Origin of the sequence: Rubrobacter marinus (genome assembly GCF_011492965.1) — a bacterium.
Classification (GTDB): Bacteria; Actinomycetota; Rubrobacteria; order Rubrobacterales; family Rubrobacteraceae; genus Rubrobacter_F; species Rubrobacter_F marinus.
On the sequence record NZ_CP045121.1, the window covers coordinates 3,685,067 to 3,711,334 of the forward strand.

34 protein-coding genes and 2 pseudogenes are annotated in these 26,268 nt (G+C 70.2%); 15 read left to right on the forward strand and 21 right to left on the reverse strand.

Annotated elements, in window-relative coordinates; genetic code table 11:
- Positions 1-20 precede the first annotated feature (20 nt).
- From GBA65_RS18870 to GBA65_RS18925, 12 genes are all read right to left on the reverse strand, one after another.
- Entirely contained in the window at positions 21-461 is a 441-nt protein-coding gene (locus tag GBA65_RS18870) for a Rieske (2Fe-2S) protein (protein WP_166397868.1), read from the reverse strand.
- A gap of 22 nt (positions 462-483) precedes the next feature.
- Positions 484-840: a VOC family protein gene (locus GBA65_RS18875; RefSeq protein WP_166397869.1), complete on the reverse strand. Its 357-nt coding sequence runs from the start codon at positions 838-840 to the stop codon at positions 484-486.
- 70 nt (positions 841-910) lie between these two features.
- Entirely contained in the window at positions 911-1,564 is a 654-nt protein-coding gene (lipB, locus tag GBA65_RS18880) for a lipoyl(octanoyl) transferase LipB (protein WP_166397870.1), read from the reverse strand.
- A 4-nt stretch (positions 1,565-1,568) separates the two neighbouring features.
- Positions 1,569-1,796: a type II toxin-antitoxin system MqsA family antitoxin gene (locus GBA65_RS18885; RefSeq protein ID WP_166397871.1), complete on the reverse strand. Its 228-nt coding sequence runs from the start codon at positions 1,794-1,796 to the stop codon at positions 1,569-1,571.
- Positions 1,793-2,032, reverse strand: coding sequence for a DUF4258 domain-containing protein (locus tag GBA65_RS18890; protein ID WP_407691117.1), 240 nt, complete (start codon positions 2,030-2,032; stop codon positions 1,793-1,795). Before GBA65_RS18890 ends, GBA65_RS18885 begins: the two co-directional genes overlap by 4 nt.
- Positions 2,033-2,094: 62 nt before the next feature.
- Entirely contained in the window at positions 2,095-3,129 is a 1,035-nt protein-coding gene (lipA, locus tag GBA65_RS18895) for a lipoyl synthase (RefSeq protein WP_228281477.1), read from the reverse strand.
- 75 nt (positions 3,130-3,204) lie between these two features.
- Positions 3,205-3,873, reverse strand: coding sequence for an SOS response-associated peptidase (locus GBA65_RS18900; protein ID WP_166397873.1), 669 nt, complete (start codon positions 3,871-3,873; stop codon positions 3,205-3,207).
- Between the two features lie 107 nt (positions 3,874-3,980).
- Complete coding sequence (locus tag GBA65_RS18905) at positions 3,981-4,250, reverse strand: hypothetical protein (protein WP_166394815.1); 270 nt, start codon at positions 4,248-4,250, stop codon at positions 3,981-3,983.
- A 107-nt stretch (positions 4,251-4,357) separates the two neighbouring features.
- Positions 4,358-4,966, reverse strand: coding sequence for a hypothetical protein (locus GBA65_RS18910; RefSeq protein WP_166397874.1), 609 nt, complete (start codon positions 4,964-4,966; stop codon positions 4,358-4,360).
- Between the two features lie 147 nt (positions 4,967-5,113).
- Positions 5,114-6,607: a dihydrolipoyl dehydrogenase gene (locus GBA65_RS18915; RefSeq protein WP_166397875.1), complete on the reverse strand. Its 1,494-nt coding sequence runs from the start codon at positions 6,605-6,607 to the stop codon at positions 5,114-5,116.
- 15 nt (positions 6,608-6,622) lie between these two features.
- Positions 6,623-7,489: a bifunctional DNA-formamidopyrimidine glycosylase/DNA-(apurinic or apyrimidinic site) lyase gene (gene mutM / locus GBA65_RS18920; protein ID WP_166397876.1), complete on the reverse strand. Its 867-nt coding sequence runs from the start codon at positions 7,487-7,489 to the stop codon at positions 6,623-6,625.
- 3 nt (positions 7,490-7,492) lie between these two features.
- Positions 7,493-8,227 (reverse strand): TenA family transcriptional regulator, encoded by a 735-nt coding sequence (locus tag GBA65_RS18925; protein WP_166397877.1) that lies wholly within the window; start codon positions 8,225-8,227, stop codon positions 7,493-7,495.
- A gap of 157 nt (positions 8,228-8,384) precedes the next feature.
- On the opposite strand from GBA65_RS18925, the gene GBA65_RS18930 reads away from it, so the two are divergent.
- The 4 genes from GBA65_RS18930 (at position 8,385) to GBA65_RS18945 (ending at position 10,695) form a co-directional block, all read left to right on the forward strand.
- Positions 8,385-8,909, forward strand: a complete 525-nt coding sequence (locus GBA65_RS18930; RefSeq protein WP_166397878.1) for a hypothetical protein — start codon at positions 8,385-8,387, stop codon at positions 8,907-8,909.
- Positions 8,910-8,993: 84 nt separating this feature from the next.
- Positions 8,994-9,911, forward strand: a complete 918-nt coding sequence (locus GBA65_RS18935) for a diacylglycerol/lipid kinase family protein (RefSeq protein ID WP_166397879.1) — start codon at positions 8,994-8,996, stop codon at positions 9,909-9,911.
- Between the two features lie 97 nt (positions 9,912-10,008).
- Positions 10,009-10,254 (forward strand): molybdopterin converting factor subunit 1, encoded by a 246-nt coding sequence (gene moaD, locus GBA65_RS18940; protein ID WP_166397880.1) that lies wholly within the window; start codon positions 10,009-10,011, stop codon positions 10,252-10,254.
- Between the two features lie 3 nt (positions 10,255-10,257).
- Entirely contained in the window at positions 10,258-10,695 is a 438-nt protein-coding gene (locus GBA65_RS18945) for a molybdenum cofactor biosynthesis protein MoaE (protein WP_166397881.1), read from the forward strand.
- Between the two features lie 113 nt (positions 10,696-10,808).
- On the opposite strand, the gene GBA65_RS18950 is transcribed toward GBA65_RS18945, so the two are convergent.
- Positions 10,809-11,183 carry a YidH family protein gene (locus GBA65_RS18950; RefSeq protein ID WP_166397882.1) on the reverse strand — a complete coding sequence of 125 codons (375 nt, stop codon included), beginning with the start codon at positions 11,181-11,183 and terminating at the stop codon, positions 10,809-10,811.
- 93 nt (positions 11,184-11,276) lie between these two features.
- Here GBA65_RS18950 and GBA65_RS18955 point away from each other — a divergent pair, with 93 nt between their 5' ends.
- Both GBA65_RS18955 and GBA65_RS18960 read left to right on the forward strand, forming a co-directional pair.
- Entirely contained in the window at positions 11,277-11,765 is a 489-nt protein-coding gene (locus GBA65_RS18955; protein ID WP_166397883.1) for an NUDIX domain-containing protein, read from the forward strand.
- On the forward strand, positions 11,731-12,480 hold the full coding sequence (locus GBA65_RS18960; RefSeq protein WP_166397884.1) for a CPBP family intramembrane glutamic endopeptidase: 750 nt from the start codon (positions 11,731-11,733) through the stop codon (positions 12,478-12,480). Before GBA65_RS18955 ends, GBA65_RS18960 begins: the two co-directional genes overlap by 35 nt.
- On the opposite strand, the gene GBA65_RS18965 is transcribed toward GBA65_RS18960, so the two are convergent.
- Complete coding sequence (locus GBA65_RS18965; RefSeq protein ID WP_166397885.1) at positions 12,477-13,709, reverse strand: citrate synthase family protein; 1,233 nt, start codon at positions 13,707-13,709, stop codon at positions 12,477-12,479. The two genes, GBA65_RS18960 and GBA65_RS18965, sit on opposite strands and share 4 nt — an antisense overlap.
- Positions 13,710-13,837: 128 nt before the next feature.
- Here GBA65_RS18965 and GBA65_RS18970 point away from each other — a divergent pair, with 128 nt between their 5' ends.
- From GBA65_RS18970 to GBA65_RS18990, 5 genes are all read left to right on the forward strand, one after another.
- The gene (locus tag GBA65_RS18970) at positions 13,838-14,218 is read left to right on the forward strand and encodes a cupin domain-containing protein (RefSeq protein WP_166397886.1); all 381 of its coding nucleotides are present in this window, start codon (positions 13,838-13,840) and stop codon (positions 14,216-14,218) included.
- The gene (locus GBA65_RS18975; RefSeq protein ID WP_166397887.1) at positions 14,215-15,369 is read left to right on the forward strand and encodes a citrate synthase/methylcitrate synthase; all 1,155 of its coding nucleotides are present in this window, start codon (positions 14,215-14,217) and stop codon (positions 15,367-15,369) included. The genes GBA65_RS18970 and GBA65_RS18975 overlap by 4 nt, the downstream gene beginning before the upstream one ends.
- Before the next feature lie 489 nt (positions 15,370-15,858).
- On the forward strand, positions 15,859-16,098 hold the full coding sequence (locus GBA65_RS18980) for a hypothetical protein (RefSeq protein ID WP_166397888.1): 240 nt from the start codon (positions 15,859-15,861) through the stop codon (positions 16,096-16,098).
- On the forward strand, positions 16,062-16,553 hold the full coding sequence (locus GBA65_RS18985; RefSeq protein WP_166397889.1) for a zinc-binding dehydrogenase: 492 nt from the start codon (positions 16,062-16,064) through the stop codon (positions 16,551-16,553). The genes GBA65_RS18980 and GBA65_RS18985 overlap by 37 nt, the downstream gene beginning before the upstream one ends.
- 6 nt (positions 16,554-16,559) lie before the next feature.
- Positions 16,560-16,838: a zinc-binding dehydrogenase gene (locus GBA65_RS18990; RefSeq protein WP_166397890.1), complete on the forward strand. Its 279-nt coding sequence runs from the start codon at positions 16,560-16,562 to the stop codon at positions 16,836-16,838.
- On the opposite strand, the gene GBA65_RS18995 is transcribed toward GBA65_RS18990, so the two are convergent.
- Positions 16,824-18,137, reverse strand: coding sequence for a competence/damage-inducible protein A (locus tag GBA65_RS18995; RefSeq protein ID WP_166397891.1), 1,314 nt, complete (start codon positions 18,135-18,137; stop codon positions 16,824-16,826). The genes GBA65_RS18990 and GBA65_RS18995 overlap by 15 nt on opposite strands.
- A 26-nt stretch (positions 18,138-18,163) precedes the next feature.
- Here GBA65_RS18995 and yqeK point away from each other — a divergent pair, with 26 nt between their 5' ends.
- Positions 18,164-18,739, forward strand: coding sequence for a bis(5'-nucleosyl)-tetraphosphatase (symmetrical) YqeK (gene yqeK, locus GBA65_RS19000; RefSeq protein ID WP_166397892.1), 576 nt, complete (start codon positions 18,164-18,166; stop codon positions 18,737-18,739).
- Here the strand turns inward: yqeK and GBA65_RS19005 are convergent.
- The 4 genes from GBA65_RS19005 to dut all read right to left on the reverse strand — a co-directional run bounded on the left by GBA65_RS19005 (position 18,722) and on the right by dut (position 20,939).
- On the reverse strand, positions 18,722-19,300 hold the full coding sequence (locus tag GBA65_RS19005) for a metal-dependent hydrolase (protein WP_166397893.1): 579 nt from the start codon (positions 19,298-19,300) through the stop codon (positions 18,722-18,724). The two genes, yqeK and GBA65_RS19005, sit on opposite strands and share 18 nt — an antisense overlap.
- Positions 19,301-19,382: 82 nt before the next feature.
- A complete protein-coding gene (locus tag GBA65_RS19010) occupies positions 19,383-19,979 on the reverse strand; it encodes a DUF1990 family protein (protein ID WP_166397894.1) in 597 nt (198 codons plus the stop codon).
- 33 nt (positions 19,980-20,012) lie between these two features.
- Positions 20,013-20,477 (reverse strand): DUF5615 family PIN-like protein, encoded by a 465-nt coding sequence (locus GBA65_RS19015; RefSeq protein WP_166397895.1) that lies wholly within the window; start codon positions 20,475-20,477, stop codon positions 20,013-20,015.
- 3 nt (positions 20,478-20,480) lie between these two features.
- Positions 20,481-20,939 carry a dUTP diphosphatase gene (gene dut / locus GBA65_RS19020; RefSeq protein ID WP_166398605.1) on the reverse strand — a complete coding sequence of 153 codons (459 nt, stop codon included), beginning with the start codon at positions 20,937-20,939 and terminating at the stop codon, positions 20,481-20,483.
- Between the two features lie 223 nt (positions 20,940-21,162).
- Between dut and metG the strand changes: the two are divergent.
- A pseudogene (metG, locus tag GBA65_RS26825) lies at positions 21,163-22,326 on the forward strand (methionine--tRNA ligase); the annotation flags it as partial.
- Positions 22,327-22,504: 178 nt separating this feature from the next.
- Positions 22,505-22,738, forward strand: a pseudogene (locus GBA65_RS24680) (hypothetical protein); the annotation flags it as partial.
- On the opposite strand, the gene GBA65_RS19040 reads toward GBA65_RS24680, so the two are convergent.
- Together GBA65_RS19040 and GBA65_RS19045 are read right to left on the reverse strand one after the other, a co-directional pair.
- Entirely contained in the window at positions 22,735-23,901 is a 1,167-nt protein-coding gene (locus GBA65_RS19040) for an MFS transporter (RefSeq protein ID WP_166398606.1), read from the reverse strand. The pseudogene GBA65_RS24680 and the gene GBA65_RS19040 overlap by 4 nt on opposite strands.
- Positions 23,902-23,923: 22 nt before the next feature.
- On the reverse strand, positions 23,924-24,283 hold the full coding sequence (locus tag GBA65_RS19045; protein ID WP_166397896.1) for a rhodanese-like domain-containing protein: 360 nt from the start codon (positions 24,281-24,283) through the stop codon (positions 23,924-23,926).
- A gap of 387 nt (positions 24,284-24,670) precedes the next feature.
- Between GBA65_RS19045 and GBA65_RS19050 the strand changes: the two genes are divergently transcribed.
- Positions 24,671-26,134 (forward strand): dihydrolipoyl dehydrogenase family protein, encoded by a 1,464-nt coding sequence (locus tag GBA65_RS19050; RefSeq protein ID WP_166397897.1) that lies wholly within the window; start codon positions 24,671-24,673, stop codon positions 26,132-26,134.
- The last annotated feature ends 134 nt before the right edge of the window (positions 26,135-26,268 follow it).

Consider the following 26,268-nt stretch of genomic DNA (forward strand, 5'->3'; position numbering starts at 1 on the left):
CTCGGAGCCCCCCTCTTACTCTAGTTCGCCTTCCCGGACTCCGGGGGCGGGAAGCGGCGTCCGCCCCCGACCTCGCCCGGTGGACCCGCGGCGACGTCGTAGCGCAGGTAGATCACGCCGTCCTTCTCCACCACGGGGTAGCGCTTGAGCTTGACCGGCGGCAGGTTGGCGAAGACCTCGACGGCCTTCGAGTAGGGACGAAAGCCGTAGATGCGGCCCTTGGGGCCCGATACCATCTCGCCGGTCTCGACGTCGAAACGCGCGCAGTGCCACGGGCACTGCAAGGAGCCGTCGGAGAGCACCCTGCCGACGCCCAGGGCGGCCGCCTGGTGGCGGCAGACGTTCGAGACCGCGAACGGCTCCCCGTTGGAGACGCCGACCGCCAGCGTGCCCCGCTTCGTCTTCACCGTGGTAACGCCGTCGGGGCCGAGCTCGCTGCGCGCGGCCAGCCTCTGGCCCAAGGGCACGCCCTCGTCCTTCCGGCTAGCCCTGCGGCGGCGCGTAGAGCTGGAGGTCGTTCCCCTCGGAATCCTTGAAGGTCGCGACGCGGCCCCAGTCGTGATCGGAGATCTCGGCCGGGAACTCCACGCCCTTGCTCCTGAGCTGCTCGACGGTCTCCTCGATGCTATCGTCGGGCTGGAAGGTCAGGACGGGCCCGCCGCCGGCCTGCGTGCCCTGCGGCTCCCTGCCGTTCAGGCCGATCCTGATGCCGTTGGCGTCGACCTCCGCCCAGGGACCGTCGCGCTTGACCACGGGTAGGCCCAGGGTGTTCTCGTAGAAGTTTACGGCCCGGTCCGTGTCCTGCACCGGCACCCACACGTTCGCCATGCCCTTGATCATGCCCGACTCCTTCTCTCCGATGTCCATCTGCGTTGCGGGATGTTTTCTACCCACCCGCGGGGGGAGCAAATCAGCCGAAGACCTCGCGGAAGCGCGTGACGATCCTCTCCTCCACCTCGGCCAGCGGGACCTCCCGGCCGAGCTCCCGGGCGAGGCTCGTCACCCCGAACTCCTCGATGCCGCACGGCGTGATCCTGTCGAACCACGAGAGATCCGTGGTCACGTTCAGGGCGAAGCCGTGGGAGGTTATGCGTCCGCTGGAGAACTTGACGCCGATGGCGGCGATCTTGGAGCCCGCGACCCAGACCCCCGTGTAGTCCGGATGCCTCCCCGCGCCGAGCCCGTAATCCCCGAGCACCCGGATCAAGACCTCCTCCAGGTCCCTCAGGTAGCCGTGCGTGTCCAGCACCTTGAGGCGCAGGATGGGGTAGCCGACGATCTGGCCCGGCCCGTGAAAGGTCGCGTCCCCGCCCCGGTCGCTCCAGAACACCTCGGCGCCCAGGGCGCGCAGGTACTCCTCCCCCGCCCCGAGGTTGGCCGCGTCCTTGGCCGCGCGCCCCACCGTGTAGACCGGAGGATGCTCCAGCAGGAGGAACGTGTCCGGCGCGAGGCCCTTCTTCCGGAGACGGACGAGCTCCTTCTGCACCTCCCAGGCCTCGGCGTAGGGCACGAGCCCGGGGAGCCGGCGGACGTCGAGTGGTGCGATGTACTCCTCCAGTTCCATACGTTCAGGCCGCGACGTACTCGCGGATGTCCACCTGCACGCCGGTCCGAGCCGCCTCCTCGACAGCGGCCAGAAGCTGGGCCGTCGTCTCCTCGTCGACGTACTCCTCACCGCACACCTCGCACACCTCGGCCGGAACCTTCTTGAACACAAGGATCATGCGGTCTCGCTCGAGGGTTACCGTGGCCGTGCCCGCCCTCAATTTGCCCTGCTTGCAGACGACGCACTTCAAGGCTTCTTCCTCCTAAAGTCCTGCTCCCAGAGGGCAGGAGTCGGCTCGTAAACCGTTATGACGAAGGTCTCGCCGCTCTGAATACCGTCCGCGGCAACCACGTGTATCGGTCGCGTTCCGTGCCAGGCGAGGACCAGACGGCTTGGACAGGGCGTATCGTCCGGGTAACTCCTGATGGTTTCGCCCTGCTCCAGCACGTGCCTGACAGCTTCTACGCCGATCCCGTGTTGCGACATACGCTCGATGGCATGCGTCCGAAAGACCAGAAGCAAGGTACGCCGCCAGACCTCTCACCGTCTTATGAGCCGACGGTCGCCTCTCTCTTACGGGCGTCGGAGGTCTGCTCGTGGGCGTGGTAGGAGCTGCGGACGAGCGGGCCGCTCTCGACGTGCTTGAAGCCGAGCTCGACGCCGTACTTTCTGAGGCTCGCGAACTCCTTCGGCGTGTAGTAGCGGCTCATCGGCAAGTGGTTCTCCGTCGGGCGGAGGTACTGGCCGATGGTCAGGATGTCCACGTCGTGGTCGCGCAGGTCGCGCATGGTCTGGTGCATCTCCGCTTCAGTCTCGCCCAGGCCCACCATGAAGCCGCTCTTCGTGAGGCCGTCCGGGTTGAGCTCCTTGGCGTAGCGCAAGACCTCCAGGGAGCGGCGGTACTTGGCCTGCGGGCGGACGGCCGGGTAGAGGCGCGGGACCGTCTCGATGTTGTGGTTGAAGGTGTCGGGGGCGGCGCCTACGACCGTTTGTATGGCGTCGCGGTCACCCTTGAAGTCCGGGGTGAGGACCTCGACGGCGCAGCCGGGGACCTGTTCGCGGATCTCGCGGATCGTGGCGGCGAAGATCGAGGCGCCTCCGTCCAAGAGCTCGTCGCGGTTCACGCTCGTGATGACGGCGTGCTTGAGGCCCATCTTCGAGGCCGCGTCGGCGACGCGGTACGGCTCGTCGAGGTCGAGCTCCGTCGGCTTGCCCGTGAGGACGGCGCAGAAGCCGCACGAGCGGGTGCAGACGTTGCCCAGGATCATGAACGTCGCGGTGCGGTTGTTCCAGCACTCGCCGATGTTCGGGCAGCGCGCCTCCTCGCAGACCGTGTGCAGCCCGAGGCCGCGCATGGTGTCCTTGATCTCCCGGTACCCCTCGCCGCCCGGGATCTTGGCCTTGAGCCAGCCGGGACGGCCGTGGGAGCCGGGCAGGCCCGGTCGCTGCTGGCGGAAGGGAAGGTACTCGGTCGGGACCCCGTCGGGCGGCGCGGCCACGGGCTTGTCTTCCCAGCGGTGCCTGACCTCGAAAGTCTTGGTACCGTTCTCGAGAACCTTCAGGGAGATCTTTCTGCGGGCCACTCTTCTACCTCCTCGCGCCTGGTGCGTCCTATACTACCGCACCGGCCGGGGCCCGTACTGTGTCCCCGTCGCCCCCTAAGCCGCGGGCTCCACGCAGGCCGGGCCGTCGTTGGAGGGCCTGTTGACGGCGCGGCTCACGGGGTAGGCCGTCATCGCCCCGGAGGGGTACGGGGCGAGCAGGGGCTCGAGCGGGGCGGGGTCGCGCAGGTCCGGGTCCAGCCACGTCTCGTACGCCTCGGGGGGCAGGATCACGGGCATCCGGTCGTGGATCTTGCGCATGAGGTCGTTGGGCCCGGTGGTGAGGATGGCGCAGGTGCGAAGCTCCTCCCCGTCCCTCTCCCACCTCTCCCAGAGCCCGGCGAAGGCGAAGGGCCTCCCGTCCTCCATCTTGATGTGGAAGGGCTGCTTGCCGTTCCCCATCTTGCGCCACTCGTAGAAGCCGTCGGCGAGGATCAGGCAGCGGCGCTCCTTCATCGCCTTTCTGAAGGAGGGCTTCTCGGCCGCGGTCTCGGAGCGGGCGTTGATCATGCGGTTGCCGATCGCCGGGTCCTTCGCCCACGACGGGACGAGCCCCCACCTGAGCACCTCTAACCGCCTACCACCCTCGCCCCCGTCCAGGACCGCGGCCACGTTGCGCCCCGGCGCGACGTTGTAGCTGGGCTGGATCTCCGGCAGCGGCCCCGTGATGCCGAACTCCTCCGCCAGAACCTCGATCGGCCTCGTAAGCGTGTACCTGCCGCACATCTCCGCTCCTCCCGGTCGGATGGCAACCGAACTACCGTAATTCTACGCCCGAGGAGGCCGCCTCCCCACGGTCGATCCGCGGCGCCGCGGAGACAAACCCCGCGCCTCTAAGAGGGCGGTGCCACGCCCCCGGAGATACCGCCCGGCGAGATGCCGCCCGCCGCCCCGATGCCGAGCATCGCCTTCGCCCCTTCGGCGAGGCGCACCTGCATCTCCTGGGCCTCCCTGAAGAACGCCGCCAGCTCCGCCTCGCCGGCCGCCTCCGCGTCGTTCGCGTACCCGTTGCATCTCTCCGCCTCTTTGAGGGCGTGGTAGAGCACGCTCACCAGGTCGTAGTGCTCGTCCCTCGTGCCCGTCGTCCCCTCGCCACCGTCCATCTCGGTCCCTTCGCTCTCTCGCCGTCCTGACGCTTCGCGTTACCCGGCCCGGAAGCCGCGCAAACGGCTCAGAACACGGACGCAGAGCGACCCCGCTCGCGGCGCGGCTACCGGATCACGGCCGAGAGCGGCAGAGGGGTGATCCCCCACCCCTCCCGCGACCGGAACCCGGCGTAGGAGAACCCACCCCCACGGAACGAGACGTACCTCCCCCGGTCCCCCGGATGGTTCGGGTCGTAGACGTAGACGCGGACCTCCTCACCGGCCCGCTCGACGCGGTACGGCACCACGGCGTGAGCACGGTACAGGCAGCGGAGGAACCGCCGGTTCGCGGCGGGCCCGAAGTTGAGGACGCACGGGTCCGCCCCACCGGGCAGCCCCAGCCGGCCGGGCAGACCGTAGGTCCTCCCGCCGCCGGAGGCGAGCCAGTCCCGGACGGCCGCGAGGACGACGCGCGGCCGGAGCTGCCGGGCGTGGCGGCGCCTGAGAGACGCAAGGACGCCGGGCGTCGGCCGTAGATCTGAGACGGGCGTCCCTCCCGCGCCCTCCTCGTACGACGCGAGGGCCGCGACGGCCATGCCGAAGCAGAGGCCGTTGCCGTACAAGAAGGCGTCGAAGGGGCGCAGGAGCTTCCCAAAACCCGTCCGGCGTGGGACCTCTCCGACGGGGTTGCGGAACCCGAAGCCGTCGCGCGCCGGGTCGAACGCAGCCCTCAAAGATCTGCGAGGGAGCCGCGCAACCCCGCCCCTCTCGCGCCCGAAGAAGAGCCGTCCGGCCGTGAGCCGCGAGGGGCTCCTTCCGCAAGAAGCGGGGGCGACGAGACGTCGCCCCCGCTCTGATTCCCCGTAGCCGATGGCTCGGAGCTAGAAGTGGATCGGGTGACCCTCGGAGGCCATAGCGGCCTCGCCCATCACCTCGGAGAGGGACGGGTGGGGGTGGATGGTCATGCCCATCTCCTCGGGGGTGCCCTCGACGAGCTTGGCGAAGACCCCCTCGGTGATGAGGTCGGTGACGTGCGGTCCGATGGCGTGCATGCCCAGGATCAGGTCGGTCTCCGAGTCCACGACGATCTTGACGAAGCCGTTGGGCTCGCCCTCGATGAGCGCCTTGCCGATCGCCCGGAACGGGAACTTGGTCTCCCTGGCGTCGTAGCCCTCGTCCTCGGCCTGGGCCTTGGTGAGGCCGAAGGACGCGACCTCGGGGCGGGTGAAGGTGACGCGCGGGACGAGGCTCTGGTCCAGCGGCATCGGGTTCTCGCCGGCCATGTGCTCGACGGCGATGATCCCCTCGTGCCCGGCGGCGTGGGCGAGCCAGTAGCCCCCGATCACGTCGCCCGCGGCGTAGACGCCGTCCTCGCCGGTCCGGTAGAACTCGTCGATCTTGATGGTCCCCTTCTCGGTGAGCTCGACGTTCGTCACGTCGAGGTTGAGCTCCTCGGTGACGGTCTTGCGCCCGACGGCGACGAGCAGGCACTCGGCCTCCAGCGTCCCGTCGTCGTCGCCGGTCTCGCCGGCCGGCACGCTCTCCCCGCCGTAGGAGCCGCCCTCCTCCTGGGCGCCCTCCTTCTTGTCCTGGCCGGCCGGGGCGGTCTTGATCTTCACGCCGGTCTTCGTCTTCTCCAGGCTCCCGGAGTCGGCCATCGTGCTCGTGAGCACGTTGATGCCGCGGCCCTCGAACTCCTTCTGGAGGGCGGCGGAGATCTCCGGGTCCTCGCCCGGCACGATCCTGTCGAGAAGCTCGACGAGAGTGACCTCGGTCCCGAAGTCGTTGTACATGCTCGCGAACTCGGACCCGACGGCGCCCGAGCCGAGGATGATGATGGACTCGGGGTAGTCGTCGTTCTCCGTGACGATGTCGTCGCTGGAGATGACCCTGTCCCCGTCGAACTCGAGCCCCGGCAGGCTGTTGACGGCGCTGCCGGTCGAGATGAGGACGTTCTTGGCCTCGAGCTCGTGCGTCTCGCCGTCGTGCGTCTCGACCTTGATCTTCTTGGGCTCGATAAACGAGCCGACGCCGTTGTAGACCTGGACCTTGTTCTTCTTCATGAGGCCCTGAACGCCGCGCCTGAGCTGCGTGACGACCTGCTCGCGCCGCTTGGCGACCGCGGGGTAGTCGAGCTCGACGCTGCCGATCTTGACCCCGTAGTCCTCGGCGGTCCTCGCGTCGTGCAGCAGGCTCGCCGTGTGCAAAAGCGCCTTGGTGGGGATGCACCCGACGTTGAGGCAGGTCCCGCCGAGGTGCCCGCCCTCCCGCTTCTCTATGAGGGCCACCTTCATCCCCAGCTGGCTCGCGCGAATCGCCGGGATGTACCCCGCGTTCCCGCCGCCGATGATCACCAGATCGAAACTGTCTGCCACCTTGCTTCTCCTCTCCTAAAGTACTCCCAATTCTAGCCCTTGTTCCCCCCCGAAACCATCTTCACGCTGGCACGAGGGACAGTAGAAGGTAGCCCTCCCCCCGACCTTCTCCTTGACGACGCGCCCCCCGCAGCCCGAGGGACACGGCCGCCCCGCCCTCACAAACACCCGCAGGTGATCCTGGTGATGCCCCTTGCGCCCGAGCACGTCGCGGTACAGGTCGAAGGTCGTCCCGCGGTGCTCGATCCCCGCGCGCAGGTTCTCCCTCACCGCCCGGTGCAGCGCCGCCCACTCCCCCTCCGAGAGCGTGTTCGCCTTGCGCCTCGGGTGGACCTTTGCGTCGTAGAGGATCTCGTCGACGTAGATGTTCCCTATCCCGGCGACGACCTTCTGGTCGAGCAGAGCGGGCTTGATCTGGACCCTGCGCCCGCCCAGAACCCCCTTGAGGTGCCCCGCGTCGAAGCCCTCCCCGAGCGGTTCGGGCCCCAGCGACGAGAGGCGCGCCTCCAGCTCCCCCGCGTCCAACAAACGGGCGCGAGTGAATCCGGTCTCGTCCCTGAGAAAGAGCCGCCGACCTCCGTCGAGGCCGAGGACGAGCATGACCGCCGTCTCGGGCTCGGCGACGGGCGGGACGAGCAGGAGCTGCCCCCCGATCTTGAGCTGCAGGACGAGCGAGTCTCCCCCGATCAGCTCGACGATGAGGTGCTTCGCCCGCCTCCTCGCGCCCGCGATGCGCGCCCCGCGCAGACGGCCGGCGAACTCCTCGACCGACGGACCCTCGACGAGGGCGGGCTGCGATACCTCGACCCACTCGACCGTCGAGCCGACGACGAGCCCGCGCAGGTCCTCCTTGATCGTCTCGACCTCGGGGAGCTCGGGCACGGGCTACGAGTTCGCGGCCCCGACGGCGGGACCGGAGGGGAGCGGCGCGGGCTCGCCGTAGACGGCCCTGTAGAGCCCGTCGAGCATCACGCAGCGGGCGTCGAGGGAGGCCATCGTCCCGTCGCGGACCTTCCTCTGCCCCTCCTCATCCTCGGCGTAGGGCGCGATGGCGTCCATCATGATGCGCGCGTGCGTCACGTCCATCGTGACGTGGCTAGTGAAAATCTCCAGCGCCTCCGACGGCAGCCCCGCCGCCTTCTTGAGCCCCTCGGAGAGCTTCACGTAGATCGGGGGGACCGGCCACTCGCTCGCGGGCCCCAGGGCGCCGAGCCCGAGGCGCACGTCGGGGTCGCGCGTCAACTCCCTGTGCCGGCTGACGTACAGCTCGATCTCCGGCAGCGTCCGCGGCGCCTCCCACTCCTCCTCGGTGATGTCCAGGGCGCGCAGGAAACGCCGGTAGAGCGCCGGGTGCGTCTCGTCGGGGTTGAGGTGGCCGTACTCGTCGAGCAGGATCTCGGCGAGCGCGAGCTGCAACGGCTCGTCGTACCCGCAGTTCGAGATGAGGGACGCCAGATACAACCGGCTCACGCGGACGTGGCGGTAGTACTGGATCGCGAACGTCCTCACCCCCTCCTCGCTCACATCCCCCTCACCGAACCGCTCCAGAAAAGGATGCACGAGCGCCGGGTGCCCGATCACCTCCCGCTTCAACCGCTCAAGAAACTCGCCGGATTCCAACCCAAAACCTCCGTCCATCGCCCTTTGGGTTAAGTGTACCCCCGCCCGCCACAGGACGCCGCCATACCGCGAAAAACCGTTCTTTTGCAGAAGGAATATCATTGTTTCACTAGTCTCAGTGAAGTATAATCTGGTCATGACAGAGGTGAGGAGCAGCATGGCACAGGATTGGCTTTCGGTACCGCGGCGGCGTGAGGACGAGCGGCTCGACCCGCACGTCTACAAGCGCGGGGTGAACGGGCTGACGGTCGAGGAGGCGCTCCGGCGGGCGTTCCCGCGGGTCATGGCCATTCTCGAGCGCAGCGGCGAGGAGTACTCGGAGTTCGAGGGGGAGTTGGTGCGCGGCACGATCCGGGCGTGCCTGATCTCGCAGGTCTCCCGGGCGAACCTGTACCGCATCGCGGGCATCCTCGTCGCCGACAGGCGCGACGAGGGGGCGCACAGGGGCCGGTCGCTGGCGCTCGCCTACGTCTCGGCGCTCCGGGAGGCGTTTTTGCCGGACATCTCGGTCGGGGAGCGGGTGGTCTCGCCCGTCGGTTCCGGCGAGGTGCGCTACGTCTCCGGCGACGGCTCCAACGCGGCCGTCGAGCTCGACGGCGGCCCCCGGCGCGAGGTCTGGCTGCCGACCCTGCGTCTCCTGCGCCTCGACCCCGAGGACGAGCCCGAGCGGCGCGCCTCCTAGACCGTCCCGCCTTCTCCGCGATCCTTGATCCCCGTCCGTTTCGGGTAGACTCAACCCGACGTGGGAGCAACGAAGGGTGAGGCTATGGAAGCTACGAAGGCGCGGGTGATCATCAACCCGTCTTCGGGCGGCGGTGCGTACGATCCCGAAGAGCTCCGCTCCGAGTTCGACGGCTACGACCTCGAATGGGTGGAGACCGAGGGCCCCGAGGACGCCGTAGAGGCGGCGAAGGAGTGGAGCGAGGGGCTGCTCATGGTCGCCGGCGGCGACGGGACCGTGAACGACGTCGTCAACGGCCTGGGCAAGGCCGGGTTCCCGGAGAGCGTCACCCTGGGCATCCTGCCGGCCGGGACGGGGAACGACCTCGCGGCGACGCTGTGCATCCCCGAGGACGCCGACGCGGCCGAGGACGTTATCCGCCAGGGACGCGTCCGCACGCTCGACGTGGCGCGGGTGCGCTCCGAGGGGATCGGGGAGCGGTTCTTTATCAACGTGGCGACGGGGGGCCTCGGGGCCGAGATCTCCTCGGCCAACGACGAGGACCTCAAGAGCAAGTGGGGGAAGCTCTCCTACTTGAGGGCCTCCTTGGAGGTCGCCCGAAACTTCGAGGTCCGCGAGATCGTCATGTACCTGGACGGCGAGAAGCGCGAGACGCAGGCCGTCAACGTAGCGGTAGGCAACTGCCGCTACGCCGGCGGCGGCTGGCTCGCGGCCCCGAGGGCCAACCCCGAGGACGGTCTCCTCGACGTCGTCATCATCGAAGCGGCCGGGCTGGCGGACATCCTCGCCCTCACGCCCACCGCGCTCGCGAAGTCCGACTACCTGGACAACGACGGCGTGTACTTCACGCGGGCCAGGGAGATACGCGTCGAGACCCAGCCCCCCGGCCTCGACTTCACCGCCGACGGCGAGGTCATCGGCGACGAGCCCGCGGAGTTCGTGGTGCTCCCCAGAGCCCTCAAGGTCATCGTCGGCCCGGAGTACACCCCCGACCCCGCCTGAACCCTCTCGACCCACCGATAGCATCCCAGCCTCCTCGTTCGATGCCGCGTCCGCCAGCGGGCCCACCGGGGGCTGGCCCGGTGCTACCATCAGCGCTATGGAACAGGTAAAGGTCTTGCTCTTCGGGGCGGCGGCAGATCAGGCGGGGGTCAGGGAGGCCGAGTTCACGGCGAACGGCGTCACCCTCGACGAGCTGTGGTCTATGCTGACGCTCAAGTATCCGGCCCTCTCGCCGATGCGCGGCACCCTGGCCTTCGCGGTCAACGGGGAGTACGCGAAGGGGGAGGAGACGGTCAGGGCCGGGGACGAGGTCGCGGTGCTGCCGCCCGTCTCGGGGGGCTAGCGCTTGTTCCGGATCGTGGAAGTGCCCATAGACGTCGGCGCGCTCGTCTCGGGCGCGTTCCGTCCCGATTGCGGGGCGGTGGCGACGTTCGTGGGGACGACGCGGGTGGACGAGGGCGCCGGGGCCGAGGTGGAGTACCTGGAGTACGAGGCGTACCGCCCGATGGCCGATCGGAAGCTGGAGCAGATCGGGGCGGAGATCGAGGAGCGCTGGGACGTGGGACACGTCTCCATCGTCCACCGCCTCGGGAGGGTCGACCCCGGGGAGCCCAGCGTCGTTATCGTGGTGGCCTCGCCCCGGCGAGGTCCGGCGTTCGAGGCTAGCCGCTACGCCATAGAGCGCATCAAGGAGATCGTCCCGATCTGGAAGCGCGAGATCTGGTCGGACGGCTACGTCTGGGTCGGCAGCCAGGTCGGCACGCGCTCCACGCCCGCCGGGTAAGCCCGGCTCAACCGTTCGTCCCCGGGACCGGCGCGCCGGTTTCTACGGGGAGGCCCTGGGGCCCGGACGCCGGGCAGGCAGCCCCCGAGCGCCAGCGGCGTGGGTGCGGCGGTTCAGGGGAGAAGCTGGAGCGCCACGTAGACGACGAACGCGGCGGCGAGCGCCATGCTGCCCGCGACGACGACGAGGTACGCGGCGACGGCGGGGGTGAAATCTCCCTCGATGATCCTGCGGCGGTTACGGAGAAACTGCGCCGTCCCTATCACGAGCGTGAGGCATCCCAGAAGGGCGAGCGCCACCCCGAAGATCCCGGAGGCGCCTATCGAGGCGTCCTGGACGCCGGCGAGGGCGCCCGCCCGCTCCACGACGAGGCCTATGGAGATGAGACCGACCCCGGTCCGGATCCAGGAGAGCAGGGTACGCTCGTTGGCGAGATGCTCCCGCACCTCGGCCTCCCGCCGCTCGGACCTGTCCGGCCTCTCTTCCATGCGGGGAGCTTAACCCGGGGCGCCGTCCTGGGCACGACGGCGCCGGCAACGTATACGCCGGAAGCGCGAGAGCGGGTTGTATACTCGGTGCTCATGAGCAAGGTTCGCGGCGACTCCGGGATGGATTTCGGCATAAGGGTTGGGGCGGTCATGGAGCGGGACGGGGCGCTGCTCCTCGTGCGCCACGACAAGCCGGGGCGGGAGCCCTACTGGGTCCTGCCCGGGGGACGCCTGGAGCCCGGCGAGACCATCCCCGAGTGCGCCGAGCGCGAGATCGCCGAGGAGACGGGCCTCGACGGGCACTTCGCGAGGGTCCTGTACGTGAGCGAGTTTCTGCGCGAGGGGCGGCACACCGTCGACGTCACGGCCCTGGTCGAGGCGGAGGGCGAGGCGGCGCTGGGCAGCGACCCGGAGGTCGAGCCGGGTTCGGAGCCCACGCTGCGGGAGCTGCGCTGGGTCGGGCCCGAGGAGCTGCGGGAGATCACGCTCCTGCCCGGTCACCTCAAGGAGAGGCTGCTGCGGGACGGTCTTCGCGGAGAATCCAGGGGTGAGGTCTACCTGGGGGGTGGCGCGGATGCTTGACGACCCGGGCTTGCTGCTGCTCTCGGTGGTGGCGCAGAACGTCGTGCTGATCCTGCTCACGGTGGGGCTGTTCTGGGCGGGGGTCTTCGTGGCCCGCAGGCTCGGGTCGAAGGCCGGTTACGGGCTGGACGCTCTCGGCGTCTCGCGGCCCAGGGGCGGCGCTCTCGCGGGAGCCGGGATCGGCTTCCTGGTGGGGCTCGGGGCGGTGATCGGGAGCCTGGTCATCGGAGGGCTGAGCGCGGTCGCGCTGGAAGCCCTGGGTTTCTCGGCCGAGAACGAGGCGCAGCAACCCCTGCTCGAGGGCTTGCGGGGCTGGGTGCGGGAGAGCCCGGGGCTCGCGATCGGGGCTGCGTTTCTCGTGATCGTGCTCTTCGGGCCCGCGGTGGAGGAGTTCGTCTTCCGCGGCGCGATCTTCGGCGGCCTGTACCGCCTGGGCGGGTTCTTCTCGCGCGTGGCGGGCGGGGACGGTACCTCGCGCAACGTAGACCGGTTCTCGTTTCTCGGGGCGGCGCTCTTCTCGTCGGCGGGCTTCGCCGCGCTGCACCAGTCGGCGGTGATAGCCCCGGCGCTCTTCGCCCTTGCCTTCGTCCTCTGCGCCCTCTACCGGAGGACGGGCAGCCTCCTGCCGCCCATCGTGGCGCACGCGACCTTCAACTCCTTCACCGTCCTCGCCATCGCCCTGAGCGCGCTCTACCCGATCCCGCCGGCCGCCTAGGCCCCCGGCTCTCGCGGCGGCCCTTCGCCCGTGTAGCGGGCGCGGGGCCGTATCATGGTGCCGTCCTCGTACTGCTCGATGGCGTGGCCGATCCAGCCGATCGTCCTGCCCAGCGCGAATAGGGCCAGCGGCGTCCCCGGCGGCAGGCCGAGGACGCGGGCGACGACGGCGAGGCCGAGGTCCACGGTCGGCTCCTCCCCGATAAGATCCCTCGCCGCCTCGCAGACGGCCCGCGACAGCACGACGCCTGGAGAACCGGGACGGGCCTCTTCCACGAGGCGCAGAAGCTCCCTCCCCCTGGGATCCCCCTCCGGGTAGAGGGAGTGCCCGAAGCCCGGTATGGACTCCCCCCTCCTCAGGCGACCGGCGAGCACGGAACGAGCATCCCCCCCGTCCCCCGCCTCGCGCAGCAACGCCTCCGCGAGCTCGGTCTGCCCGCCGTGCCTCGTGCCGCCGAGGGCGGCGAGGGCCGCCGCTACCGCCGCGTAGGGGGTAGCCCCCGAGGACGCGACGCAGCGGGCGGTAAAAGCGGAGACGTTGAGCTCGTGGTCGGCGCAGAGGACCAGCGCGGCCCCGATGAGCGCCCGGGCCCCCGGCTCGTCGGGGGCCCAGGCACGGGCCAGGGCCCCCGCCACGTCCCCGCTCGCCTCCCCCGCCGAGATCGCGACCAGGGTACGCAGGATGCGGGCACCGGTCCTCGCCACCGCGGCGGGCCGCAGGTCGTAGGCGGCGGGATCCCCAGAGGCGGCGAGGGGCAGCAGGACACTGAGGGTCTCCAGGGGCGCGAGGTCGTCCAGGCCGCTGCGGGCCTCCCGAACGCGCGCAGGGAGGACGGACGGTTCCTCGGGGAACAGGCCGGGTGCCGCCGTCGGATCGCCGGTCCAGATCAGGGCGGCCACCTCCTCGACGCCGCCCCCCCGGGCGAGCCCCAGGACGTCCCGACCGCGATAATAGAGCCGGCCGTCGGAGATGAGGGTGATGGCCGACTCCATCACCGGCGTCCCCCAGTTCAGGACCCCCTCCGCCGCCCTGTCGGGATTGCGCCGCCTCTCGGCCCTCTCCCTGAGCCTCCGCACGTCCTCCGCCCGGTACCGCCGCGCCCTCCGATTCCCCTCGCCGCCGCTCTCGGAGCGGACCAAACCGCGACTGACGTACGCGTACAGCGTCGGCAGAGAAACCCCCAACCCCCCCGCCGCCTCCCGCGCACTCAAGTACCTCTCGTCCCCCACCGGAGAACCTCCCAGCCCCGAAACCGAACGATCCTCCGAACTATACATTGATTTGTTTATCAATGTTGACGGCAGCCTCGAATCATCCTACGCTGGAGCTAAGGGTCGGCGAAGCAGAGGAGGCGAGTGTGTTCGGGCGGAATCTGGCGGAGGAGCGGGAGCGGTACGGCCTGGCCTCGCGGGCTCTTTTGCAGAAGGGGGACGTGCCGGGGACGAGGCTTACGGTGACGTGGGTGGACGTCGCCCCCGGATCGGGGCAGCGGTTGCACTACCACGACGCGGAGCAGGTGTACGTCGTGCTGGAGGGACGGGGCAGGATGCGCGTCGGCGATCAGGAGCGGGAGGTGGGGAGCGGGGACCTCGTCTACGTCCCTTCGGGGGCGAAGCACGGGATCGAGAACGCGTCGCAGGAGACCCTCGTCTACGTCTCCGCGGCCACCCCGGCCATGGACGTCGAAGCCGCGTACGACACGGGTGGGCTCAGGCGGGACGGAAGGGAGGAGACGTGAGCGAGAGGGGTGCCGGTTTCGTGCCGGGTCTGGAGGGCGTCGTGGCGGCGGAGACGCGCCTGAGCCACGTGGACGGCGCGGCGGGGGAGCTGACCGTGGCGGGTTTCCCGGTGGAGGAGCTTGCGAACAGGGCCACCTTCGAGGAGGTCGTCTACCTTCTGTGGCACGACGCCCTGCCGGACGCGGGGCAGCTCGCGGACCTCCGGGAGGCGCTGGCGCGACGGAGAGCGCTGCCACGGGCCACCCTGGACCTGCTGAGGGCGGCGGCCTCCGAGGGGACGCCCCCGATGGACGCGCTGCGGATGGCGGCGGGGACGGCGAGCCTGCGGGCCGGAGATGCCTCCGCGGACGGAGACGCGGCCTACGAGGAGGCGCTCGCCGTCGTGGCGTGTCTCCCGACGATCGTCGCGGCGTACCGGCTGCTGCTCGACGGGGAGGAACCGGTGGACCCGGACCCGGAGCTCGGGCACGCCGCGAACTACCTTTACATGCTCGGCGGCGGGGTCCCCGGCGACGGCTCCGTTCGCGCGCTGGAGGCGTACCTCGCCACCGTGGCGGACCACGGCCTGAACGCCTCGACCTTCGCCGCGCGGGTCATCGTCTCCACGGGCTCGGACCTCGTCTCGGCGGTGGTCGGGGCGCTAGGAGCGCTGAAGGGTCCGCTGCACGGCGGCGCCCCGGGCCCGGCGCTCGACGTGGTCTTCGAGATCGGGGAGGCGCGGAGGGCGGAGCCCGTTCTGCGCGAGAAGCTGGGGCGCGGCGAGCGGCTCATGGGCTTCGGCCACCGCGTCTACAAGGTGCGCGACCCGCGGGCCGACGTGCTCGCGACCGCGGCGGAGCTTCTGTACGCGACCGACGGCGACGCGGCGCTCTACGGGCTGGCGTTGGAGGTGGAGAAGACGGCGGTGGCGCTCCTCGAGGAGCACAAGCCCGGGCGCAACCTCCAGACGAACGTCGAGTTCTACACGGCGCTCCTCCTGCACGGCCTCGGCCTGCCGACGGAGCTTTTTACGCCGACCTTCGCCGTGGGGAGGGTGGCCGGCTGGACGGCGCACTGCTTCGAGCAAACGGAGCGGGGCCGGCTTATCCGGCCGCAGTCGGAGTACGTCGGCGAGCGCGACCGACGTTGGCTCCCTATCGAGGAGCGGTGAAAGGGCGCCGTCCGTGCGGCAGCCCTGAGCAACAAAAAACGGCCCCTGGAGAGATCCAGGGGCCGTACCCTTTGAGTACCGCAGGTATCTGGTCTTATAGCACGTCCGCCTGCAACATGTGGAGAGGCGGAAAGTGTTTAACCTAGGATCCCGCAGGGAATTTCGGAGGGCCCTAGGTCAGAGCCACCTCTCCCAGAAGATACCTGCAACTGCTACTCGGTGCGTCTATCTGGATCACCTCCTCTCCGTGCCTTCAACTGACAGGGATTCTACTACTAGCCCATGTGTACGACAAGGGTACGGAAAAGTAGATTATTGCGGCTCGTTCTGCTCGTGGTAGGAACGTGAAGAAACCCGCGAAAACCTTCCCAAAGACCCTCCGTTGGGGCAACGCTCCGCCGCCGTGCGGCCCCACGACGGTCTCCTTTCTTCGCGGCGGGCCGAGGCCTAAACTACACGGGCTCGGCTCGAGGAGGGAGGGCGTGTGTCGTGGTGAGGGCGATGCTTTGCAGGGGATGGGGGCCTCCTTCGGTCCTCGAGGCCGGGGAGGTGGCGGGGGCGCCGCTCGCGGCCGGCGAGGTCCGGGTAGCGGCACGGGCGGCCGGGGTGAACTTCGCGGACAACCTCATGGTCGCGGGCCGCTACCAGTTCAAGCCCCCTTCCCGTTCAGCCCCGGCTTCGAGGCCTCCGGCGTGGTCGCCGGGATCGGCGAGGGGGTCCGGGACGTGACGGTCGGCGACGGGGTCATGGTCGCCCTGCCGCACGGCGGGTTCGCGGAGGAGGTCGTGGCGCCGGCGACGAGCGTCTTCCGGCTCCCGGAGGGCATGGACTTCCGCACGGCCGCGGCCTTCCCGGTGGCCTACGGCACCGTCCACCTTGCCCTCGTACACCGCGCGCGTCTCCGGCGGGGGCAGGTCCTGCTCATGCACGGGGCCGGCGGCAACGTGGGCCGTGCGGCGGTCGAGGTCGGCAAATACCTCGGCGCGACCGTGCTGGCGACGTCGGGGAGCGAGCGGGGCCTGGAGGCCGCCCGGGAGCGCGGCGCGGACGGTCTCATCCGGTACGACCGCGAGGACGTCAGGGACAGGGTTCTGGAGATCACCGACGGCGGGGGCGCCGACGTGGTCCTGGACCCCGTGGGGGGAGACCTCTTCGACGCCTCGCTGCGCTGCGTCGCCTGGTAGGGGACGGTGCTCGTCATAGGGTTCGCGGCGGGCAGGATCCCGGAGGCCCCCGCCTGGCGGCTCCTGCTGAAGAGCGCCGCCGTGGTCGGGGTGGACTGGGGCGGCTACCTCAGGCGCGAGCCCGAGACCGTGCGGGCGGCCACCCGGGAGGCGCTGCGCATGTACGCCAAAGGGGCCCTGGACCCGACCCCCTCGCACGCCTTCGGGCTGGAGGAGGCCGCCCGGGTGCTCGAAGCGCAGGCCGCGCGCGAGCTACGGGGCAAGGCCGTGCTAACGATCGGCTGAGGCGTTCACGCCGTCGGCGAGGCGGCGCCTGAGGAGGTCGAAGGCGCGGTTGGCGGTGCGCTCCCGGATCGCCTCCCGCGAGCGACGCCAGGCGGAGAGGTCGAGCTTCTCGACGGCGGTTTCTCCGCCGCTGGCGAGCCCGACGTAGACGAGCCCGACGGGCTTCTCGTCCGTCCCGCCGTCCGGGCCGGCGATGCCCGTGACGGAGAGGGCGAAGTCCGAACCGGCGAGCTTGCGCGCCCCTTCCGCCATCGCCCTCGCGACGGGCTCGGAGACGGCGCCGTGTTCCACGAGCAGGTCGTGGGGGACGCCGAGCAGGTTTTCCTTGGACTCGTTCGAGTACGTCACGAGCCCCTCCGTGAAGAAGGCGGATGAGCCTGACATGTCGGTGAGGCGCTTGGCGAGGAGGCCGCCGGTGCAGCTCTCGGCGAGGGCCAGGGTGGCGCCCTCCTTCTTGAGGAGCTTCGCCAGGGCGCTCTCGATGGTCTCCGAGTCGACGCCGAAGTAGTACTCGCCGGCGCGAGAGAGGATCTCCTCGGCGACGGGCTCTATCTTCTCCTCGGCCTCCTCCGGCGTAGCGGCGCGAGCGGTAATGCGCAGCTTCACCTTGCCCTGGCTGGCGAGCGGGGCGACCGTCGGGTCGGAGGCGTCGAGGAGGTCCTGGACCTTCTCGGCGAGGGCCGACTCGCCGATCCCGGTAAAGTGCAGGATGCGCGAGACGATCGCGCCATCCGTCCGCTCCTTGACGAGCGGGGCGAGCGTCTCCTCGAACATCGCCTTCATCTCGCTCGGCACCCCGGGGAAGGTCGCGACGAGCGCGTCGTCGAGCTCCAGGAGGGCGCCCATCGCCGTGCCTAAAGGGTTAGGGATAAGCTCCGCGCCCTCGGGGAAGAAGGCCTGCTTGTAGTTCGAGGGGCTCGGGGTCCGGCCGAAGCGCCGGAACATCTCGTCCACGTGCTCGCGCGCCTCGGGCCTCTCGACCATCTCGCGGCCGGCGGCCAGCGCGAGGCACTCGTTCGTCAGGTCGTCGGAGGTCGGGCCGAGGCCGCCGGTCGTGATCACGAGGTCGGCGCGCGCGGCGGCCTCGAGGATCGCGGCGACGATGCGCTGCTGGTTGTCGCCGACCGTGGTGTGCCTGTAGATCGCGACGCCCAGGGGCGCGAGGTGGCTGCTGATCCAGGCGGTGTTGGTGTCCACGAGGTCCCCGAGAAGCATCTCGGTCCCGATGGTCACGATCTCCGCGCTCTTTATGGTCCCCGTCTTCGCCGCGGCTTCGGCGCTCGTGCTCTCGTTTTGCATCCCGTTATTCTACAATCCCATCCGTTATGAACGATGATCGCCTTTTAAAGGCCGCGACGGGTTATGCCCGCGAGCGCCTCTCCGACAAACGCTACGACCACACCCTGCGCGTCGCCGAGACCGCCGAACGCCTCGCCGGGCTGCACGGCCTCGACCCGGAGAAGGCACGGCTCGCGGGCCTCCTGCACGACCTCGCCAGGGAGACGGACGGCGAGGAGCTGCTCCGCATAGCGGCGAAGAACGGCGTGCCCGTCGGCGATCCGGAACACGAGAAGCCGAATCTCCTGCACGGCCCGGTGGCGGCGGTGGTCGCGCGGACGGAGCTCGGCGTGGAGGACGGGAACGTCCTCGAAGCAGTCCGGGTCCACACGACGGGGGCGCAGGGGATGGGGCCGCTGGCGCTCGTGGTCTTTGTGGCGGACAAGATCGAGCCCGGCCGCGAGGGCGAGTGGGTCGAGAGCCTGCGCGGGCTCGCGGAGAGGGACCTGAAGGAGGCGGCGAGGGCCTCGCTCGAATCTTCCATCTCCTACACCGAGGAGCGGGGGCGCGCGGTGCATCCGAGGAGCCGCGAGGCGCTCGCGTGGCTAGAAGGTCAGGGCTAGAAACCCGTCGAAGCTGCGGCCGATGGCGGGGTAGAGCTCGTAGAGCCCGTATCCGGTGGCGAGGACCGCGAGGGTAGCGACGACGAACTCGGAGGCCCCGCCGGAGCGGACGCCGCCGGGCAGGAGCCTGAAGGGCTTGCCCATCGGCCACAGGAGCGGGACGCCCCTGGTGTTCAGCGCGTCGGCGAAGAGGTGGGAGGCGTAGCCGGCGAGGAGGGCCCCGTAGAGGCCGGGGACTAGCGCGGCGAGCGGCGAGACGATGGCCGCGAAGATCAAGACCCCGAGCAGCGAGTGCGTCAGCGTCCGGTGGCCGACGGTGCGGAACAGCACGAACGAGAGCGCCCTCAGGCCCCAGCTCACGGGCCGCGCCAGCCCGTCCAGGACGGGGCTCTTCGTGCGGCTCAGGCCGTTGCCGAGGCGGCTGCGGGGGTTGTCGACGTCCGGGATCCAGGCCGCGACCGCCGCCGCGGGGTAGGCGTAGAGGGCGGGCTCTTCTCCCGCGAAGAGCGAGGCCCCGACGAGGGCCGCTATGCCGAAGACGGCGTGCGTGGTCGCGTTCATCGAGGCGGCAGTTTAGCAAAGGGAAGAGAAGCCGCTGTCGAGGTCGAAGCTCGCGCGGCGGCGAGCGTCCGAGCGGACTACGTTACCCGGGGCGGTCGGCGGCGCAAGCAGAGACGATCTTCTTCATCGCCTCCGTGGAGTCGCGCGCGAAGCGTCTCTGCAGGAGGCGCGCGAACGGGTAGCCGATCCACGCTAGCGGGTGGTTCGGGCGGGAGAACGCGAAGACGCTGTAGGAGACGGCGCCGCTCCTGCGGTCGTGCTCGACGACGAAGCGCTCCTCCCCGCGCTCGGCGTGGCCGGGGAGCGTCCCGTAGGCGAAGCCGAACCGCTCCACGTCGCCGCTCTCCTGCACGAGGTAGACGATCCGGGCGGGGTTGAGGGACCAGAACCCGGCGTGGCTCGCGAGCACGCCGACCGTCGCGCCGACCTCTACCGGGGCGTCGTCGGGGCGGACGCCCACCCAGCCCAGGCCGAACTGCCGCCACGAGCGCAGGGCATCCTTCGCGCGCCCGTAGGCCTCCTCGCCCTCCCCGAGCCCCACGCGGTAGCGGTCCACTACGTAACCCTTCGGCGCATCGCCTCGCGTGGCTCCGACCCGCTCGTAGGAGAACGGGAGGTTCTTCTGCGAGGAGACGAAGCGTTCGATCTCCGCCTCCGACGGCTTCCTGGGCAGGAACACGGTCCGGGGCCTACCGATCCCGCCCGGCGAGGTTCAAGAGAACACCCTTTCGAGGCGACGGGAGATGCGCGCCCAGTGCGAGCCGTGCCAGAAGACGCGCCCGCAGCTCCGGCAGCGCCAGAACTCCCTCCGCTCCCGGGCGACGCCGGGGGGGACGCGGCCGGCGACGGCCTCCGGGGGGACGGTCTCCAGCTCGCCGTTGCACTCCATGCAGCGGGAGGGGCGCGGCTCCAGCTCGAACCTCTCGATCACCACGCGGAGCTGCTCCTCCACGGGGAGGTGCGGCAGGAGGAGCAGCTCCAGTCGTCCGTCCCTGACCGGCGCCCGCTCCAGAAAGCCCCGATCCCCCGTGAGCATCACGCGCCCCTCCCTCAGGGCCCTCTCCGTGAGCGCGCGGTCGTCGATGTTCGTTCCCTCCCGGGCGTAGTACGTATCGTAGCCCGCGGCGCGCAGCCACCTGGCGAGGCCCCCGAGCATCGCGTCGCAGAGGAACTCCATCGGCTACCCCGTCCCCGAGGAGCCGAAGCCGCCCTCTCCCCTGCCGTCGGCGCTCTCCTCGAGGGTCTCGGCCTCGACGAAGAGCGCCTCTGCCGCACGCACGAGGACGAGCTGGGCGATCCTCATCCCCGGCACGACCTCGAAGGTCTCCGCGCGGTCGTGGTTTATGAGGGGGACCTTGAGCTCGCCGCGGTAGCCGGGATCTACAAGCCCCGGCGCGTTCACGAGCGAGACGCCGTGGCAGACCGAGAGCCCGCTCCGGGGCAGCACGAGCCCCGCGTACCCCTCGGGAACGACGACCGCCACCCCCGTCCCGACCACGGCCCGCTCGCCTGGGCCGAGCGTCGCCCCTTCGGCGGCGGCGAGGTCGTAGCCCGCGTCCCCGGCGTAGGCCCGCGAGGGCGTTTGGGCGTCGGGCTTGAGCTTGCGGAAGGAGATTTTCAGGGGCTGATCCCGGTTCATCGCGAGCATGGTAGCACCCCGGGACGCCGCTCCTCCGTGGGCTCCGACACGGGCAAGGGCGGGGGGCCGAAGTGCTATTCTTAGGGTATGAGCGAGAAGAAACAGCGTTACCTGGTCACCTCCGCGCTGCCCTACGCCAACGGCCCGTTGCACATCGGGCACATGGCCGGGGCGTACCTCCCGCGGACGTCTTCGTGCGGTACCTCCGGATGCGGGGGAGGACGTGGTCTTTGTCGGCGGCACCGACGAGCACGGCGTCCCCATCACCCTAACGGCCGAGCGAGAGGGGAAGACGCCCCGCGAGGTGGTGGACCACTGGTACGCGCACATGAAGGAGACCTTCGATCGCTTCGGCGTCTCCTTCGACAACTTCTCGCGCACCTCGACGCCGCTGCACGCCGCGAACACCCAGCTCTTCTACGAGAAGCTAAAAGAGGGCGGCTACGTCTCGGAGGCCGAGTCCAAGCAGATGTACAGCCCGACGGAGGGCCGTTTCCTCCCCGACCGCTACGTCGAGGGGACGTGCCCGGTCTGCGGCTACAAGGAGGCGCGTGGGGATCAGTGCGACAACTGCGGCTCGTGGTACGAGGCGTACGAGCTTATAGAGCCTCATTCGAAGATCACGGGCGGGCCGGTCGAGGTCAGGGAGACGACGCACCTCTACCTCGACCTCCCGAAGTTCACCGACCGGCTCAAGGCCTGGGTCTCGGGCCAGGACCACTGGCGCGACTCGGTCAGGAACTTCGTGCTCGGCATGATCGGGGGCGGGTTGGAGCGGCGCCCGATCACCCGCGACATCGCGTGGGGGGTTCCCGTCCCCGAGCCCGGCTTCGAGGACAAGCGCTTCTACGTCTGGTTCGACGCCCCCATCGGCTACGTCTCCTCCACGATGGAGTGGGCGGAGAACGTGGGCGAGCCCGACCGCTGGCGCGAGTACTGGCAGGAAGGGGACACCAAGCTCGTCCACTTTATCGGCAAGGACAACACGGTCTTCCACGCCGTGGTGTGGCCGGCGATGCTCATGGGCGTCGGCGAGGGCGGAGACGAGCCGTACGTCCTCCCCTACGACGTCGCGGCGAACGAGTTCATGAACCTGGAAGTGGTCGTGGACGGCGAGCCGCGCGCGATGCAGATGTCCACGAGCCGCAACCTCGCCGTCTGGCTGCACGAGGCCCTGGACAGGTTCCCGGCCGACCTCCTGCGCTTCTACCTCGCCTCCATCCTGCCGGAGACCGGAGACGTGGTCTTCTCGTGGCGCGAGTTCCAGAGCCGGGTGAACTCCGATCTGATCGGCACCCTCGGCAACTACGTCAACCGCACCCTCTCGTTCACCGAGAAGTACTTCGACGGCTCGCTCCCCCGCCCGGAGAACCTCTCCGACGAGGCCCGGGAGGTCTTCGAGGACTTCAAGGAGTTGGAGGCGCGCTACGAGCGCCGGATGTACGCGCAGCGGCCGCGCGACGCCTTCGGGAGCTTCTCGCGATGGGGCGGCGCGCCAACCGCTTCTTCGACGCCGCGGCCCCTGGAAGAGCCGCAAGGAGGACCCGGACGAGGCCCGCGCCGCCCTCTACGCCTGCGCGGTCCTGCTCGGCTCTATCGCCTACCACGCCTCGCCCTACGTCCCCGAAGCGATGGAGACGCTCCGGGGCTTCTTCGACGGCCCGATCACCCGCGTCTCGGACCTCGACCCGCTCCCCGAGGCCTACGGCGTCTCGGGCGCCAAGCCCCTCTTCAGGAAGGTCGAGGACGGCGAGGTGGAGGCCGCCGAGGGGAAGCTGGCGAGCGCGGCCAGGGCCTAGGAGGAGGCCCTCCCCGAATACGTCCCCTTCCGCCCGCCGTCCACGCGGGTAGAGAGGACGAGGATCGCCAGCCCGGCGACGGCGATGGTGCCGAGGGCCGCCCGCAGCCCGAAGACCTCCGCGAGCCCGCCGACGATCACGGGCCCGAGCAGAAACCCGCCGTAGCCCAAGGTCGTGACGACCGAGATTGCCGCCCCCGCGCGCTCCGGCGCGAGGTCCCCCGCGACGGAGAAGGCGATCGGCACCACGGCGGAGAGGGCGACCCCGACCAGGAGGAACCCCAGGACGACGAGGGCGGGCTCCGTGGTCGCGAGCGCCAGCGCCATGCCCGCCGCCGTGAGGAGACCGGCGCCCGCCAGCGTGCGGCGGTTGCCCAGCCTGTTCACCGTCCAGGCGGCCCCGAGGCGGCCCGCGGCCATCGCGGCGTGGAAGACGGCGACGCCCGAGGCGCCGAGGAGCGCGGGGAGGGCGAGCCCATCGCGCAGGTAGATCCCGGACCAGTGCTCCATCTCCCCCTCGGAGAGGAGGCCAAGGGTGGCGATCGAGGCGACGAGCAGGAGCGGCAGGTTGGAGAGCAGCCCGCGCGCGGGCTCGTCCCCTTCGCGTGAAGGCGCCTCCGAAGCTACCGGACGGGTCGCGGCCACCCCGAGGAGCGCGGCCAGGAGGGGCAGGAGGACCAGCCCGTAGACCTGCCGGTACCCCACGCCGGCCGAGAGCAGCGCCCCCGCCGCCAGCGCGCCCGCCACGCCGCCGCCGCTAAAGGCCGCGTGGAAGAGCGACATGATGCGGCGGCCCGAGGCCCTCTCGAGGTCCACGGCCGCCGCGTTGATCCCGACGTCGTAGAGCCCCGAGGCGCCGTATAGGACCATCAGGACCGCGATGAGCGCCCCGTAGCCGTCGGCGAAGGCGAGGCCCGCTATCCCCAGCCCCAGGACTCCACCCGACGCCAGCAAGAAGGGGCGCCGCCCGACCGCATCCACCGTTCTGCCGAGCAGGGCCATGGCGGCGATGGACGAGGCCGCCCCGGCGAAGAGCGCGAGCCCTAGAGGGCCGGGCGAGAGGCCCAGGGAGCGGCTGAGGTCGGTCAGGAGGACGGCGAAGGAGCCCCAGAAGACGCCCAGGAAGACGAACGCCCCCAGCGTGGCCGCCAGGGGCTTCCGTATGCGGGCCGCGGCTGGGGGGCCGCTACTCGGTCTCGTAGCCCTTCTCCCGCCAGGCGTTTATCCCGCCGTCCATGTTGGCGACGTTCGTGTAGCCCATCTCCTTGAGCGCCTTCGCCGCCAGCGCCGCCCGGCCGCCCACCGCGCAGTGGACCACTATCCGGGCGTCCCTGTCCGGGAGCTCGTCGGCGGCCTTGTACTCCAGCATGCCGCGCGGGATAAACTTCGCCCCCTTGATGTGGCCCGCCTCCCACTCGTCCTGCTCGCGGACGTCCACCACGGTGACGTCCTCCCCGGACTCGAGCGCGCCGTGGACCGCGTCCGCGTCGGTCTGCTCCGTCTCGGCCTTCGCCTCGGCGACCATCTCCTGGTAGCTTTTCGCCACGCTCACCCTCCCACTAGGGACCTATGACGCCGTCATGGTAGCACCGCCGCTGCACGGAAAAGCCCCTCACGGGAAGCGAGGCGCAGCATCCGGTCGCGTGCGTCGTAACGGGGACCGGGAGCGTCCACGCGCGGGCGCAGCAGACGCACGGGACGCCCGGGGAGGCTCCGGCCCCCGGAGGCGCGGCGTGCTCCGCCGCCGCAAGCACGGTCCCCGCTATCGCCGCTCGAGGATCGGCCGGTCGCGTCTCCACGGGTAGCGTGTAGATGCTTGCACCGTGTACGCGTACGGGCCGGGGTAGCATCAAGGAGACACGTCTACGGCACAGGTCCCGACGGGCGAAGCCCGAAGAAGATCGGGGCGGGCTGGATCACTGGAGGGAGAGGTTTGGCGGACTACGATCTGTTGGTCATCGGGGGCGGCACGGCGGGGCTCGTCGCGGCGGCGGGCGGCGCGTCGCTCGGAGCCAAGGTCGCGCTGGTCGAGCGGGACAAGCTCGGGGGCGAGTGCCTCAACTACGGGTGCGTCCCGACGAAGGCCCTGATCCGCAGCGCCAAGGTCGCCTCCCTCATGAGGAGGGCGCCGGAGTTCGGCGTCCGTCCCGTCCCGGTCGAGGTGGACTTCCCCGCGGTGATGCGAAGGATGCGCGCCGCGATGGAGGAGGCCGGCGAGCGCGACAGCCCCGAGCGCTTCCGCTCCCTCGGCGTGGACGTCAAGCTGGGCGAGGAGGCCACCTTCGTCTCCCCGCGCGAGGTCTCCGTGGGTGGCCGTCTCCTGAGCGCGCGCAGTGCCATCGTCGCGACCGGCTCGCACGCCAAGCCGCCCCCCGTCGAGGGGCTCCGGGAGGCCGGCTACCTCGATAACGTCAGCGTGCTGGGGCTTCAGAGGCTTCCCGCCTCGATGGTCATCGTCGGCGCGGGACCGATCGGGACGGAGTTCGCGCAGATGTTCGCCCGCTTCGGCTGCCGGGTGGAGTTGATCTGCTCGGGGGACAACCCACTCCCCATCGAGGAGCCGGAGGTCGGGGGGGCCGTGGTCCGGGCCCTCGCCGCCGATGGCGTCAACCTGCACCGGGGCTACCGCGCGGTCTCCGCGCGCCGCGAGGACGGGGAGAGGGTCGTCGTCGCCCGCAACGAGACCGGGGAGGAGGTCGAGCTGCGCGGCGAGGAGATCCTGGTCGCCGCCGGCCGCGCCCCGACGGTGGACGGTCTGGGGCTCGAGAACGCGGGCGTGGAGGTCGGCAAGGAGGGCCTGGTCGTGGACGAGCGCCTCCAGACCACCGCGGAGGGGATCTACGCGGCCGGGGACATCACCGGCGGCCCACGCTTCACCCACGCCGCCGAGTACATGGCGCGCATCGCGTTGCAGAACGCCCTCTTCCCCATCAAGGGCAAGACGGACTTCTCGACCGTGCCTTGGACCACCTTCACCGACCCCGAGGTCGCGAGGGTCGGCCTCACGGAGAGCGAGGCCAGGGAGAAACACGACGGCGTGGAGACCTACACCCACGACCTCCCCGACCTCGACCGGGCCATCGTCGACGGCGAAGGGAACGGGTTCTTCAAGATCGTGACCGGCAGGCGCGGCAGGATCCTCGGCGGCCACGCCGTCGCCCCCGACGCGGGAGACGTCATAGCCGAGGTCGTCCTCGCGATGCGAAAAGGCCTCCCCATAACCGACCTCTCCCGGACCGTCCACGTCTACCCCACGATCTCCGAGGGCGTGAAGGGCGCCGCCGACAGCTACTACCGCAGGAAGCTCTTCGGCGGTCGCGCCAGAAAAGCCCTCGGCGCCTACTTCACCGTACGCCGCCTCGTGGACGACCGGCGCCGGAAAGGGAGCAAAGTCTAGAGAGGGGACCGCGGCGATCCCGAACGCGACGGTTCTGGCGACGGACCAGGCGTCTCGCCGGGCCTCGGCCCGCCGCGGAAGGCAGACGCCGAACGGCCGAAGCGTAGGCGAGCGGGCAGGGACGTTCGCCCCGC

What these genes read in the sequence shown, in the direction of transcription:
- GBA65_RS18935 (WP_166397879.1), top strand. Translation starts at nt 8,994, where the DNA reads ATGGAAGCTACGAAGGCGCGGGTGATCATCAACCCGTCTTCGGGCGGC.
- GBA65_RS18995 (WP_166397891.1), bottom strand. Translation starts at nt 18,137, where the DNA reads ATGCAAAACGAGAGCACGAGCGCCGAAGCCGCGGCGAAGACGGGGACC.
- lipB (WP_166397870.1), bottom strand. Translation starts at nt 1,564, where the DNA reads ATGGAACTGGAGGAGTACATCGCACCACTCGACGTCCGCCGGCTCCCC.
- GBA65_RS19005 (WP_166397893.1), bottom strand. Translation starts at nt 19,300, where the DNA reads ATGAACGCGACCACGCACGCCGTCTTCGGCATAGCGGCCCTCGTCGGG.
- GBA65_RS18930 (WP_166397878.1), top strand. Translation starts at nt 8,385, where the DNA reads ATGGCACAGGATTGGCTTTCGGTACCGCGGCGGCGTGAGGACGAGCGG.
- GBA65_RS18950 (WP_166397882.1), bottom strand. Translation starts at nt 11,183, where the DNA reads ATGGAAGAGAGGCCGGACAGGTCCGAGCGGCGGGAGGCCGAGGTGCGG.
- yqeK (WP_166397892.1), top strand. Translation starts at nt 18,164, where the DNA reads ATGAACGATGATCGCCTTTTAAAGGCCGCGACGGGTTATGCCCGCGAG.
- moaD (WP_166397880.1), top strand. Translation starts at nt 10,009, where the DNA reads ATGGAACAGGTAAAGGTCTTGCTCTTCGGGGCGGCGGCAGATCAGGCG.
- GBA65_RS18875 (WP_166397869.1), bottom strand. Translation starts at nt 840, where the DNA reads ATGATCAAGGGCATGGCGAACGTGTGGGTGCCGGTGCAGGACACGGAC.
- GBA65_RS18905 (WP_166394815.1), bottom strand. Translation starts at nt 4,250, where the DNA reads ATGGACGGTGGCGAGGGGACGACGGGCACGAGGGACGAGCACTACGAC.
- GBA65_RS18955 (WP_166397883.1), top strand. Translation starts at nt 11,277, where the DNA reads ATGAGCAAGGTTCGCGGCGACTCCGGGATGGATTTCGGCATAAGGGTT.
- GBA65_RS19015 (WP_166397895.1), bottom strand. Translation starts at nt 20,477, where the DNA reads ATGGAGTTCCTCTGCGACGCGATGCTCGGGGGCCTCGCCAGGTGGCTG.
- GBA65_RS18890 (WP_407691117.1), bottom strand. Translation starts at nt 2,032, where the DNA reads ATGTCGCAACACGGGATCGGCGTAGAAGCTGTCAGGCACGTGCTGGAG.
- dut (WP_166398605.1), bottom strand. Translation starts at nt 20,939, where the DNA reads ATGAACCGGGATCAGCCCCTGAAAATCTCCTTCCGCAAGCTCAAGCCC.
- GBA65_RS18900 (WP_166397873.1), bottom strand. Translation starts at nt 3,873, where the DNA reads ATGTGCGGCAGGTACACGCTTACGAGGCCGATCGAGGTTCTGGCGGAG.